11 protein-coding genes are annotated in these 12,969 nt (G+C 46.2%); 6 read left to right on the top strand and 5 right to left on the bottom strand.

What is annotated here, in order from left to right; translation table 11 throughout:
- Window positions 1-82: 82 nt before the first annotated feature.
- From AC0J2X_RS15715 to AC0J2X_RS15700, 4 genes are all read left to right on the top strand, one after another.
- On the top strand, window positions 83-730 hold the full coding sequence (locus AC0J2X_RS15715) for a TetR/AcrR family transcriptional regulator (protein ID WP_014975467.1): 648 nt from the start codon (window positions 83-85) through the stop codon (window positions 728-730).
- Window positions 731-893: 163 nt separating this feature from the next.
- Window positions 894-1,907, top strand: a complete 1,014-nt coding sequence (locus AC0J2X_RS15710; RefSeq protein WP_014948009.1) for an aspartate carbamoyltransferase — start codon at window positions 894-896, stop codon at window positions 1,905-1,907.
- 4 nt (window positions 1,908-1,911) lie between these two features.
- The gene (gene hemL / locus AC0J2X_RS15705) at window positions 1,912-3,192 is read left to right on the top strand and encodes a glutamate-1-semialdehyde 2,1-aminomutase (protein WP_014948008.1); all 1,281 of its coding nucleotides are present in this window, start codon (window positions 1,912-1,914) and stop codon (window positions 3,190-3,192) included.
- A gap of 154 nt (window positions 3,193-3,346) precedes the next feature.
- Complete coding sequence (locus AC0J2X_RS15700; protein ID WP_472996188.1) at window positions 3,347-4,420, top strand: adenylate/guanylate cyclase domain-containing protein; 1,074 nt, start codon at window positions 3,347-3,349, stop codon at window positions 4,418-4,420.
- A 28-nt stretch (window positions 4,421-4,448) separates the two neighbouring features.
- Here AC0J2X_RS15700 and AC0J2X_RS15695 read toward each other — a convergent pair whose 3' ends face one another.
- The 4 genes from AC0J2X_RS15695 to glnK form a co-directional block, all read right to left on the bottom strand.
- Entirely contained in the window at window positions 4,449-5,375 is a 927-nt protein-coding gene (locus AC0J2X_RS15695) for a Dyp-type peroxidase (RefSeq protein WP_014948006.1), read from the bottom strand.
- Window positions 5,376-5,559: 184 nt separating this feature from the next.
- Window positions 5,560-7,251, bottom strand: a complete 1,692-nt coding sequence (gene ggt, locus AC0J2X_RS15690) for a gamma-glutamyltransferase (RefSeq protein ID WP_131137939.1) — start codon at window positions 7,249-7,251, stop codon at window positions 5,560-5,562.
- 221 nt (window positions 7,252-7,472) lie between these two features.
- Entirely contained in the window at window positions 7,473-8,720 is a 1,248-nt protein-coding gene (locus AC0J2X_RS15685; protein WP_014948004.1) for an ammonium transporter, read from the bottom strand.
- 32 nt (window positions 8,721-8,752) lie between these two features.
- Window positions 8,753-9,091 (bottom strand): P-II family nitrogen regulator, encoded by a 339-nt coding sequence (gene glnK / locus AC0J2X_RS15680; RefSeq protein ID WP_012516988.1) that lies wholly within the window; start codon window positions 9,089-9,091, stop codon window positions 8,753-8,755.
- A gap of 281 nt (window positions 9,092-9,372) precedes the next feature.
- Between glnK and AC0J2X_RS15675 the strand changes: the two genes are divergently transcribed.
- On the top strand, window positions 9,373-10,188 hold the full coding sequence (locus AC0J2X_RS15675; protein WP_472996187.1) for a hypothetical protein: 816 nt from the start codon (window positions 9,373-9,375) through the stop codon (window positions 10,186-10,188).
- Between the two features lie 49 nt (window positions 10,189-10,237).
- On the opposite strand, the gene AC0J2X_RS15670 is transcribed toward AC0J2X_RS15675, so the two are convergent.
- Window positions 10,238-10,957 (bottom strand): AraC family transcriptional regulator, encoded by a 720-nt coding sequence (locus AC0J2X_RS15670; RefSeq protein WP_014975463.1) that lies wholly within the window; start codon window positions 10,955-10,957, stop codon window positions 10,238-10,240.
- A gap of 228 nt (window positions 10,958-11,185) precedes the next feature.
- Here AC0J2X_RS15670 and AC0J2X_RS15665 point away from each other — a divergent pair, with 228 nt between their 5' ends.
- Entirely contained in the window at window positions 11,186-12,829 is a 1,644-nt protein-coding gene (locus tag AC0J2X_RS15665) for an endonuclease (protein WP_014975462.1), read from the top strand.
- The last annotated feature ends 140 nt before the right edge of the window (window positions 12,830-12,969 follow it).

Raw genomic sequence — 12,969 nt, 5'->3', positions numbered from 1 at the left:
TACTTATTGTGCTATGCTAGTATATAAATACTAGACCGTCCAGTTTGATATTTAAATATTCGTCAATAAAGTGAGAACGAACGTGGCTACCACTCGAAAGCAAGGCCGACCTAAAAGCGAAGAGAAATACCATCTTATATTGCATGCAGCGTCTTGCCTGTTCTTAAAAGAGGGCTTTGCCAACACATCTATGGACACTGTGGCTAAAGCCTCTGGTGTGTCTAAACAAACGGTCTATTCTCATTTCGAAGGAAAAGATGCTCTCTTTAAAGCGGCAATCTCATCGAAATGCAGATCTTACCAACTCGACACCCAGCAACTTATCGACGCCACTTCAGGTTCACTCTCACTATTAGAATGTTTACGAAAAGTTGGCTGTCAGTTTGTGCGACTATTACAAGATCCTGAAGCCATTGCTATCTTTCGAGTAATTATAGCTGAAGCGGTAAATAGCCCCCATGTGGCAACACTTTTTTATCAGGCTGGCCCCGAAGCTTCCCTATCTACATTGAGTGATGTCATAGAGAAGTTCGGAGAAGGTAGCTTAAGCCGTGATATCGCCCAACAGCTGGCAGTTGACTATTGCGCCCTGCTTAAGGGGGAATATCACACAATGATGCTGTGCGGCATACAGTCTCCGCTTCAAGACGAAGCGATTACAGCCCACGTAAATAGCGCGGCTGAAAAGATCCTTTTACTCTTTACCCACTATACTCAGCAACACAATTAGTCGACATATGCGCATATGCACACTTGCGTTTTGATTTGTGGAAAGCCCTTTTCAATAAAACGCCAAACTGAGAAAAACGTATGGCAAGATTAACGTTGCGCTAATGACTTAACCCCAGCGGTATTATAAACTAGCGCCGTTTTCGTTGATGATTGAGAAGCGCATGTCTGACTTTACCGGTAACCACATTCTTTCGGTTAATCAATTCGATCGCGAGGCCATTGAGAAAGTGTTCTCAGTTGCCAATTCCATGCAACCCTATGCCAAACGACAAAAGCGCACAACCGTGCTAGATGGCGCCATTCTCGGTAACCTTTTCTTTGAGCCAAGTACCCGTACGCGAGTTAGCTTTGGTACCGCATTCAACCTTTTAGGTGGTGAAGTTAGAGAAACCACCGGCATGTCGAGCTCTGCGCTGGCTAAAGGTGAGTCATTGTACGACACAGCCCGTGTGCTGAGCGGCTATTCCGACATTATTGCAATGCGACATCCTGCGGCGGGTTCAGTGGCAGAATTTGCCGAAGGTAGTCGTGTACCTGTTATCAACGGTGGTGATGGTGCAAACGAACACCCAACCCAAGCACTGTTGGACTTGTTCACGATTAAACGTGAACTGGAATACAATGGTCACGGCATTGACGGCTTACACATCGCCATGATTGGTGATTTGCGTTACGGCCGAACAGTACACTCTTTATCTCGCTTGTTATGTTTGTTTAAAAACATTCGCTTTACGCTCATTTCGCCAAAAGAGCTGGCCATGCCTCAGCCCATCATAGACGCCATCGAAAATGCGGGGCACCAGCTTACCATTACCGATACCCTTGAAGGGAATATGGATGCGGACATATGCTATCAAACACGCATTCAGGAAGAGCGCTTTCCTTCTCAAGAAGAAGCCAACAAATACCGAGGTAAGTTCCGCCTTAATCAGTCGATTTACACGAAACACTTTCAGTCGAAGACCGTTATCATGCATCCACTTCCACGAGATTCACGTATGGAAGCCAACGAATTAGATAACGATCTAAACCTCAATCCAAACCTCGCCATTTTTAGACAAACCGACAATGGTGTACTTGTCAGAATGGCATTGTTTGCGCTTACTCTGGGTGTAGAAAACCTTCTCACTAAGTACGAGCGTGACGTTGTTTGGTACAGCAATAAGAGTAAGTAATTACATGCAAAAATCTGAAGCCCTATTTACCCGCGCCCAAAAAACCATTCCTGGTGGCGTAAATTCACCCGTTCGCGCTTTTAAAGCGGTAGGCGGTACACCTCGCTTCATCACGAAAGCTGATGGCGCTTACATGTGGGATGCGGATGGTAAGCAATATATTGACTATATTCAGTCTTGGGGCCCTATGGTTCTAGGTCACAATAACGCCCAAATTCGCGAAGCGGTTATTGAAGCGTCGTATAACGGACTGTCTTTCGGTGCACCTACCGAAGCTGAAGTGATCATGGCTGAGTTGGTTAGCGAACTGGTTCCATCTATGGAAATGGTACGCATGGTGAACTCTGGTACAGAGGCCACTATGTCAGCTATTCGCCTGGCTCGCGGCTACACGAGCAGAAACAAAATTGTTAAGTTTGAAGGCTGCTATCACGGGCACGCCGACTCACTGCTAGTGAAAGCGGGCTCAGGGGCGCTAACCCTTGGTGTACCAAGTTCACCAGGTGTTCCAGCAAATGTTGCTGAGCATACGCTTACCGTTGAATACAACAACCTAGACAGCGTAAAAGAAATCTTCGAAGCCCATGGCGATGATATTGCGTGCATTATCGTTGAACCTGTCGCAGGTAACATGAACTGTATCCCTCCTGTGGAAGGCTTCCTTGAAGGACTTCGCGCTATTTGCGACCAATATGGCAGCGTATTGATTTTTGATGAAGTAATGACAGGCTTCCGCGTATCTCGCGGCGGGGCGCAAGAGCGTTATAACATCAAACCAGACCTGACTTGCTTGGGTAAAGTCATTGGCGGCGGTATGCCAGTGGGCTGTTTTGGTGGCCGTCGTGACATTATTACTCACATAGCACCGACAGGGCCAATTTACCAAGCGGGTACGCTTTCTGGTAACCCGGTAGCAATGGCTGCAGGTCTTGCTGCTTTAACGCAAATAAAGCAGCCTGGACTTTACGATTCAATTTTCGAAAATACGCAAACGCTAGTGGATGGTTTCCAAGCCCTTGCTGACAAACACAATATTAGTCTAACTACTAATATTGCCGGCAGTATGTTTGGGATATTCTTTACTGACGTAGAGAAAGTCACGAACTACAAGCAAGCAATTAACTGTAATACCGAGCAATTCAACAAGTTCTATCACGGTATGCTAGAGCAAGGCGTTTACTTAGCACCTGCATCTTATGAAGCGGGCTTTGTTTCTAAAGCGCATGACGCTGCAGTCATTGAGCAAACCCTTGCTGCAGCAGATAAAGTGTTCTCAACGCTTTAAGTTAATTCCTTTCTGGTAATTTTTGCACTAATACGCCCACCGTGGCGTATTAGTGCCTCTTCTTCATTGCTTCTCTCATACGTAACGCTTGAATTCCTCGCGGGCTAGATTATTAGCCTTCATTTAAAAGCAGTTTATAGGTGTGGTGTTATCAATGGATTGGCAGTTTGGCGCTATTTGCGCACTTTTTCTCTACAGTGTCGCTATCACAACTTTGCACGTAAGGCGCAGCCGTCGGTTTGCATACAGAGCTAGCCAATTTAAACGTCGGCGTCATGTCTCCACCACTGTCGCAAAAAACGACGATGAAACGCACTTTCACACAGCTGCCGATGAGGCCCAAAGGCTTACACAAACCTTTCAAAAATTCATTCCAAAGCAGTTTGTGGAGCACATGTCGAATTCTGACGTAGACGCGCTGGGTCTTGGCTATGCGGCAGAAAACGACGTTGCGATTATGTTTTGCGATATCAGAGGCTTTACCGGCTTTTCTGAACGTATTACGCCACAAGAGTTGATGAACTTTCTTAATTCTTATTTCACCAGAATGAATGATCCTATTCATCAAAACCACGGTTTTATTGATAAGTTCATGGGCGACGCCATTATGGCGCTGTTCGATCATCGCGAAGGATCTTCACAACAAAAAGCTATGGATGCGGTTAATGCTGCGCTCGACTTACGCAAAGCGCTGACAATATATAACGGCCATAGAAAGAACAGTAACTACGAACCAATTAATATGGGAATAGGTATCCACTTTGGCCCTGTTATTATGGGTACGGTAGGTTCAGAAGATAGGATGGATACCACCGTCATTGGCGATAGCGTAAACATTGCTTCTCGCTTAGAAGCTTTAACCCCCAAATACGAGGCGGATATTATCGTAAGTGCCCAAGTTCTTCAGACCATAGGGTCTGGCTTGCCAATTAAAACCCGCTTGCTTGACTGGGTAAGAGTGAAAGGACGAAAAGCGCCAATTGAAATATACGAGGTGTTAAGCCACCTTTCAGAGAGTGAGCAGGAAAAGAAGTTAGCGGTTCAGACCAAGATTGCCGCAGGTATCGCATGCCGTATAAATCAGCAATGGGACGAGGCCATTTCTTTTTTTGAGACCGCTGTCGCTATGAGCCCAAACGATTCGCTAGCGCATCATCACATAGATGTTTGTCGAATTTACAGAAGCGTCGATTTTAAGGAGGATTGGGATGGTGCGCTAGTCTACTAATCCCAATGGCCATAAGCGACGGTTAAATTTAGGACTCAGATAACTTAGCCTGCTGGCGAATAAAATTAATGGATGGCGCGAAAAACGCAGCACCTGTTTCAGCACTGGTAAAGTCCAGCCATCTGTCATAATCGCCTTCACCGTTGCCGTATATTTGGCTGTGGAGCATCTGTTTAAATGGCCGCGCACTGGCACTACAGCTTACAAAGAATAAACCTTGGGAGGCCATATCACCGTATGGCATGCCTTGCTTAATTAGCCTTGGTTCGTCGCCATCGGGCGCAACAGTGCTTGCCCTAACACAATGCGAAGATTCAGACTGTTCGCTACTTACCAAATTGTGTTCTTGCGTGGTGCCCATCACTTGTTCTTGCTGACGGCTTGAAAGACTATTCCAGCGCCTTAAATCGTGGCGATAGCGTTGTATGTGAACATAGCTGCCACCGCTAAAATCAGGGTCATCTTCGCCAATAATGCCGACTTGTCTCCGCTTCATGCCACGTGGATTATCTGCGCCATAGAGAAAACCATTGAGGTCACGGCCATCTAAGTACCTAAACCCTCTTATTTGCTCTACCAGTTCTACATGAATACGCAACAAATCCATCACTTCAATGCCAACCGCATGGCAAATATCCAGCCTATCAGCGCGAATTTGAATGAAGAGATCGCAAGGCATGGTGGGGGCACTTCTATCATCACACTGCATATCAGGAAAAGGGGCAAGCTCAACAGGTATCAAACCGGGGTATACCTCAGCCCAGTAACCGGTGCCAATAGCGACAACGCCGGTTACCATGGCTTCATAGTGCTCATTCTCAAAATGCTCGAATATATCCAGCACGCGAGATAGTTTGGCGCGTACGGCTTGGCTATCGTCATCAATGACGTTCAGTAGTAAATACTGTGCATGTAAATTTGGCTCAGCGCAGAGGCCTTTTTGTGGTTGTGTCATTGCCGCTCTTGTTGTTATTAACGCCTTGTTCTGACGTTTCGCTGCTGGCGATCATTCGCCGCGCTTTGTTGTGCGAACCTTATCGTAAAGTGTAGCGGCTGCTTCAAACTTTGAAACCCTTTAAAGCGAAGCAGCAAACGGGGGAACAAATTAACTCCGCCGCCTATTATTTACACTAGTGTGCTTAATAGCCCGCGGCTTGTCCATCTTTTCGCGTTTCTGAAGCGCCAAAATAGACACCTTTCTGCTCGTCCCAAGCGATGGCCTGATAGCCACCGAACGCGCCTACCACGCGTTGAAGCTTATGCCCCCGCTCCATGAGTTCTCGCTGAACGGTTTCACTGAACCCTGATTCTAAGCTCACATAGCCACCATCAGTCATCAACGCGCCCGTTGGGCTACTCGACCCACTGTGCAGTATGCGTGGAGCATCCCCCGCTTCCTGCAAATTCATTCCGAAGTCGAGAATGTTTACAATAATTTGCGCATGCATTTGAGGCTGAGTTCCACCGCCCATCACGCCAAAGCTCATCACTGGCTTACCGTTTCTTGTTACAAAAGCCGGGATAATGGTGTGAAATGGACGCTTTCCCGGGCGATATTCGTTAAAGTGCCCTTCTTCAAGCGTAAACATCTCACCTCTATTTTGAAGAATAAAACCTAGCCCTGGAGGTGTCATGCCTGAGCCCATTCCGCGGTAGTTACTTTGAATTAAGGACACCATATTGCCCTCTTTATCAGCAACGGTCAGATAAATGGTATCCCCTTCATAAATACCCGCATCAACGCGATTCGCTGCGCGTTCATTATCTATGAGCTTCTGGCGCTTAGCGGCATACTCTTTCGAAATTAGCCAGTCGACTGGAATATCGTTGAAGTCTGGATCCGCATAGAACTTAGCGCGATCTTCGAAGGCGAGCTTCTTGGCTTCAACAAAGGTATGGATGTAGTCTGCTGAGTTAAACCCCATTCCTTCGATATCATAGTGCTCAAGCACATTAAGAATCTGTAGGGCCGCTATGCCTTGTCCATTGGGCGGAAGTTCCCACACATCATAACCGCGATAGTTAGCAGAAACGGGCTCTACCCACTCCGAGGTATGCGATGACAAATCCTGGTATGACAAAAAGCCGCCTTGGGACTTCATGTAAGCATCGATAGTGCGTGCGATATCGCCTTTATAAAAAGCATCTCGCCCGCCTGTTGCAATCTTTTCATAGGTCACGGCTAAGCCAGGGTTTTTAAAAACATCGCCTTTTTGCGGTACTTTCCCGTCGATAAGAAAAGTCTCTGCGAAGCCGTCATAGTGACCAATTCGCTCTTGATTCATCTGCCAGTAATAGGCAATGACTTCTGAAACAGGAAACCCCTCACGGGCATATTTGATAGATGGCGTAAGCAGCGCAGACATGGGCAGCTTGCCAAATTTTTCGTGTAGTGCAAACCAGCCATCTACAGCGCCAGGGACAGAAACGGGTAGCGGACCAAATTTTGGAATTTGATGCAAACCACGCTCGGCAAACACCGCTTTGGTTAACTGTCTGGGTGAACGGCCAGAAGCGTTTAAGCCGACTAGCTTCTCTTCTTTTGCATCCCACACAATGGCAAATAGGTCGCCGCCAATACCGCTGCCTGTAGGCTCAACTAAACCTAACATGGCGTTAGCTGCAATAGCTGCATCAACTGCACTGCCGCCTTGTTTTAAAATATCCAACGCCACTTGCGTAGCTAATGGTTGGCTTGTTGCTGCCATGCCGTTCTTTGCAATAACTTCTGAGCGACTTGCAAAGGGATGCCCCGTTATTCTGTCATAGCCCAAACAGCTGATACTAAAGAAAGCCAGTATCAAAGGTAGAAGTCGCACACTTGCAATCATAACCGTCCTTTTACTAAAACGTTGCCGATAATAAATCTAGCGTTAGTCTATCGATTCATAGTGTAGCGTTATTGTCACATTACGCCTAGGCTCTTTTCCTAAGCTCAGTAATGGTCATAAAACACATTGCATGAAACGAAAAAAGCCCCGCATTAGCGGGGCTTAAACGAAGTAATAAGGCATTATTGTTATTGTTGTTTCGTTGCCTAATCGAGACTCTCTTACGAACGGCTGCTTGTGAAGTCTGGGTATGCTTCCAGACCACATTCGCTCATGTCTACGCCGTCGAATTCTTCTTCTTCGCTCACACGTACACCCATAACCGCTTTAATCACTAGCCATACCACTAGGCTCACTACGAATACCCATACAAAGATAGTCGCTGCACCAATTAGCTGACCAGAGATGCTTGAACCATCGTTAGTGAAAGGTACAAGGATAAGACCTAGAAGACCAACCACGCCGTGAACTGAAATTGCGCCCACTGGATCGTCAATCTTAAGCTTGTCTAGTGCAACAATGCTAAGCACTACTAAAATACCACCAAGGCCGCCGAACAGCGTAGCTTGTAGTGGTGTAGGTGTTGAAGGCTCTGCTGTAATAGCTACAAGACCGGCTAGAGCACCGTTAAGTACCATAGTTAGGTCAGCCTTACCGAATAGAATGCGTGCTACGATAAGTGCAGCAATTGCACCACCAGCAGCTGCAGCATTTGTGTTCATAAATACAATCGCTACTGAGTTTGCACTTTCAACAGTTGCAGTAGCCAGTACTGAACCGCCGTTGAAGCCAAACCAACCCATCCAAAGGATGAATGTACCTAAAGTTGCAAGCGGTAAGTTTGCACCTGGAATCGCGTTTACTTTACCGTCAGCGGTGTATTTACCCTTACGAGCACCAAGCACAAGAACACCAGCAAGAGCAGCAGCTGCACCAGCCATGTGAACAATACCTGAACCTGCAAAGTCAGAGAAACCAAGATCGCCAAGCGTATACATACCGAATACTGCTTCGCCGCCCCATGTCCAAGCACCTTCCATTGGATAGATGAAGCCCGTCATAACAACTGCGAACGCTAGGAATGCCCAAAGCTTCATACGCTCAGCTACCGCACCAGATACGATAGACATTGCTGTTGCAACAAATACTACTTGGAAGAAGAAGTCAGCAGAAGGTGCATACGTTGCTGGCTCTTCAGCGACACCTGTTGCGCCATCAGCCATGATACCGCTTAGGAATGGACCCCAGTCGCCGCCACCGTACATAATGCCGTAACCGCAAATCATGTACATAGTGCAAGCGATAGCGAATAGCGCCACGTTTTTAGTTAGAATTTCTGTGGTGTTTTTCGCTCGAACAAGACCTGCTTCAAGCATCGCAAAACCTGCAGCCATCCACATAACTAGTGCACCGCAGATTAGAAAATAGAAGGTATCTAGCGCATACCCAAGTTCAAAAGTGATTTCCATTATGGTTTTCTCCGCAAATATATCGTTGTGGCTTACAGCGCGTCGCTATCCGACTCACCAGTTCGAATACGAACGGCGTGTTCAAGGTCGTAAACAAACACCTTGCCGTCTCCAATTTTGCCTGTTTTGGCAGCGCCAACGATGGCTTCTACCAGGCGCTCTACTTGATCATCCTGAACAGCAATTTCCAGTTTGACTTTAGGTAGAAAATCCACCTGATATTCCGCTCCGCGGTAAAGTTCAGTGTGTCCTTTTTGACGTCCAAAGCCCTTCACTTCGGTCACGGTCAAACCGTCGATACCGATTTCTGAAATGGCTTCACGAACATCATCTAGCTTGAACGGCTTGATGATCGCTGTGACTAGTTTCATGAGTTGCTCCCAGTTTGTTTTGGTTATTCTGTGGTTTATGGTCGTGTTTCCAACTATGGGAAGATAAACCAAGAGCCATGCCACAAATGATTAGCCAAATAAATCAAATACATACAAGCAAACGCTTCATGAACGCACAAAAATAATGCACACTAATGGTGCACTGTTAAAAATTTGCCCAATTTTGAAGCGGTATGAGGTTGCGGTAAGGTGAGAGGACTAAAAAGTGCGATGAAATTAGGATGGAACTATTCGATAGGGCCCATGGTCTGTTGTTTACTATGACGACTATCACCCCATCTTTCTTTGCGCCTGAGCGCAGCATTGAACACCATTCCGTTGCAAAGAGAACGGCGTGGCGCCCACTATTAATTTCGGGCTGTGCACATGTGTTTGGGATCATCGTAGTGGTCATACTTTCTCAAATGGGCATCAACAACCAAAAAGCACGAGTAAATGTTTTGGAGCGAACGCAGGAGATAAGCGCCAGACTGTACTATCCCCCCGTTCCACGCCCTTCTGCCCAAGCTAAACCACAAGAAACTAAACCAATCGATGTTTCCCCTAAAAGGCAAGAAATTGAGTTGAAGCCTGACGCAACCAAAGCGACTGAAGCACTTGATAGTAAGAATGAAATTGTAGAAAGCCCTGCGCCCAAGCAGCAGAAAAATGCTGAGCCCGATACACAGCAGGTACCCATTGAAAGTAAGCCGACTAGTACACTGCCGTCGCCCACTTTATCAAAAGACGCAAATCGGCGCGCAGGCTCGTTGAATCTGTCGGTAAAAGATGGCGCCGCCCTCTATTTTGAAAAGTATCACAGTGACAAAGTCGCTGAAGACGCAGAACAAGCAGCAAAAGCATTTCAAGAGCGTAAAAATAGTCCTGTTCTTAGCGGGCCAAGCACACAGCAAATACAAGCTAATGAAAATCGACGCCCTTCAAAACGCGTAAACTGTAGCAGTACGACCAATAAAACTTTGGCGATATTGAGTGGAATTGCTGGTGGAACCTTAGAATGCACCAAAATGGACGACCACAAACGTTTTATAGAAGCCAGAGTCAATAAACTTCCTAAAGACGAAGAGATTAACTAGCCCTCTCTATCAACGATTTACCGTCATGTGAGGTAAGCCCTTATCACAGTCACTTTCTTTTGAAAAACTTAGGGGGTCGCCCGAAATACGCTTTGAACCGGCGACTGAATGCTGCAACATCTTCATACCCTGTTAGCTGAGCTATACCCAACATTGGTGTATCGGTATTTCTAAGTAGTGCTTTGGCCTTTTCCATCCTCACTTTTACAAGGTAATCTCGTAAACTATGCCCGGTGGCTTCTTTAAAGCGTGTTTTGAATTGCGTTGTTCCCATGCAGGCTATCCGTGCTAACTCCACCTGTGTAAAGCCTCGGGCAAGGTCGCGATGAATATGGCTTAATACAGGAGTCATTCGCTTATCCATGCTGCATCCTTTCAAGGATGTTTCTAGCAAGGTTAAAAATAGCGCCAGTATTTCTTCATGGCCTTGGTCAGCAAACTGGCTAATTTGAATCTCTACAAACGATAAAAACGCCTGTAATGCGGACGTTACCTGAAATATCGGGTGCAACCTGTCATTTAAATTAACTGGCACATACTCCAAGTCCGCCACAATAAATTTTGACAGTTCGTTAGCGCTAAAATAATGGACCTCATTCGGCGCTATGCATACGCCTTCGCCTACGCCTACCCGCCCGCTAAAATTATCGATTTCTATCAAGATATGTCCGTTGATGGGCAGCACTAACTGAAAGTAGTTGTGTTTATGGCGGCACGTTTGCTTCGTATATGAGCGTACGGATAGCGATGGAATTGGGCTGTCAGTCATTTTATTGCTCCCAACAGTCCATAATAGGTAGTACTGATCTTTTGCCTAACTCACCGTTTATTTGCATCTATTTCCTTGCCGTTAACTCAGTACTCTCTGCCGTTAGATTAAGCACTTTTATTCATTTTGTCACAAATACGTGCAATATTTGATACGCCTAGGAAGGCGTCGAACACTACGTTTAAGGAATAAATATACATTTAAAATAAAGACAATAACGGAAAATAAATGAATATAAACTTACGTCAAATAGTCGGCTTGGCAGGTGCGTTGTTACCCGCTATCGCCATGGGTCAGGTCTCCAATGGAGACTTTGAAACATGGACGTCTGGCGCACCTAATTCATGGTCAACTATCGACTCCGGCATTAGTGTAGCTGAAAACTCGGTCTACTCATTCTCGGGAAGCAAGTCTGCTGCAGTTACCGTCAATACGACAACGCAAGGTTCAACTGACTTCCGTCAGACAATCAATGTAACCGCCGGTCAAAATTATGAATTTTCAGTGAGGCTATATCACACTGAAGGTGCTGTAAAAGCACGCCTATATGTAGACGGTTATCAAGGTTATTCTGACAACTCATTAACTGGAAACTGGCAACAGCTTACTTTCTCTTATTCCGCTACAGCGTCAAAAGAGATTGAGGTGGGGTTACGCTTTTATGATCAGACGGGCTTTGATGGGTCAGAAACCGTCTATGTAGACGCATTCGAGCCGACTACGTTTGGGTCAGGTGGCAATAACGGCGGTGGAAGCACGTGTGCTAGCCATTCAGGCGTTTTGAACTTAACTACCGACAATTACGGCAGCGAAACCAGTTGGCAAATAACTAACGCAAACAACCAAGTTGAAGCCTCTGGCAGCAGCTACGCTAGCAACCAAAGTTATACTGAAGCGGTTTGCCTTACTGATGGAGAATATACCTTTACCATTAGTGATGCCTATGGCGATGGAATTTGCTGCTCCTATGGCTCTGGCAGCTATAACTTGCTAATAGAGGGCGTGTCTGTTGCTAATGGCGGCTCTTTCGGCGCGAGTGAAAGCACCAGCTTTAGCGTTGGTACAACGAGTGGCGGCGGCAGTGGTGGTGGTTCATCAGAACTCACTGGTTACTATGCAAGTGCCAACGGTCTGTCAGGCTATGCGTTAAAAACCGAGCTTTACAACATTATCAAAAATCATAATACACAAAGCTATGGCGACCTTTGGACATTCTATATTTCATACACAAGCGACAGCTACTATGAAAATGACGGCTCCATTTTGGACATGTATTCAGAAAACCCAAATGGTAGTGACGCTTACAGCTACACGGCTGGTTCTGACCAGTGTGGCAGCTATAGTGGAGAAGGCAGTTGCTATAACCGCGAACACGCCTTCCCGCGCAGCTGGTTTGGCGGTGCAGTCTCGCCTATGAATACTGATGTTCATCACGTTTTTGCAACCGACGGCTACGTTAACGGTCGCCGAAGTAGCTATCCGTACGGTGATGTCGCAAGTGCTACTTATACGTCATCGAATGGTTCCAAACTGGGCGCGGGCTCTTCTGCTTCTGGTTATACAGGCACCGTTTTTGAGCCCATCGACGAGTTCAAAGGTGACTTCGCTAGAGCGTATTTCTACATGGCGACACGTTATGAAAACGTCATTGCAAATTGGGAAACGAATAGCACCTATGGCGACGCAGTGTTGAATGGTACGAGTGATCAAGTATTTGAAAGCTGGTTCTTAACTCTGCTTTTAAGCTGGCATTCTCAAGACCCTGTAAGCCAAAAAGAAATCGATAGGAATGACGCTGCCTTCAATTTCCAGAACAATCGAAACCCTTTTGTTGATCATCCAGAACTGGTAAACAACATTTGGAGTAATTAACTTCAACATGAGAAGAGCACGAGCGTGCTCTTCTCAACTCACACTTCCTCTGATTTCGCCTTTTCTGTTGGTGATAGCCCTGAAAACTGCCTAAAAAGAACTGTGATTTATCGGCATTATTCCTGATTGTATATCACCCA

This window comes from Alteromonas sp. R7 (assembly GCF_055755235.1).
Note: the sequence above shows the minus strand (reverse complement) of the source record. Positions and strands in the feature narration are given on the sequence as shown.

Excerpts from the sequence above, each read along its gene's own strand:
- AC0J2X_RS15710 (WP_014948009.1), top strand. The coding sequence starts at position 894 with ATGTCTGACTTTACCGGTAACCACATTCTTTCGGTTAATCAATTCGAT.
- hemL (WP_014948008.1), top strand. The coding sequence starts at position 1,912 with ATGCAAAAATCTGAAGCCCTATTTACCCGCGCCCAAAAAACCATTCCT.
- AC0J2X_RS15700 (WP_472996188.1), top strand. The coding sequence starts at position 3,347 with ATGGATTGGCAGTTTGGCGCTATTTGCGCACTTTTTCTCTACAGTGTC.
- AC0J2X_RS15695 (WP_014948006.1), bottom strand. The coding sequence starts at position 5,375 with ATGACACAACCACAAAAAGGCCTCTGCGCTGAGCCAAATTTACATGCA.
- ggt (WP_131137939.1), bottom strand. The coding sequence starts at position 7,251 with ATGATTGCAAGTGTGCGACTTCTACCTTTGATACTGGCTTTCTTTAGT.
- AC0J2X_RS15685 (WP_014948004.1), bottom strand. The coding sequence starts at position 8,720 with ATGGAAATCACTTTTGAACTTGGGTATGCGCTAGATACCTTCTATTTT.
- glnK (WP_012516988.1), bottom strand. The coding sequence starts at position 9,091 with ATGAAACTAGTCACAGCGATCATCAAGCCGTTCAAGCTAGATGATGTT.
- AC0J2X_RS15675 (WP_472996187.1), top strand. The coding sequence starts at position 9,373 with ATGACGACTATCACCCCATCTTTCTTTGCGCCTGAGCGCAGCATTGAA.
- AC0J2X_RS15670 (WP_014975463.1), bottom strand. The coding sequence starts at position 10,957 with ATGACTGACAGCCCAATTCCATCGCTATCCGTACGCTCATATACGAAG.
- AC0J2X_RS15665 (WP_014975462.1), top strand. The coding sequence starts at position 11,186 with ATGAATATAAACTTACGTCAAATAGTCGGCTTGGCAGGTGCGTTGTTA.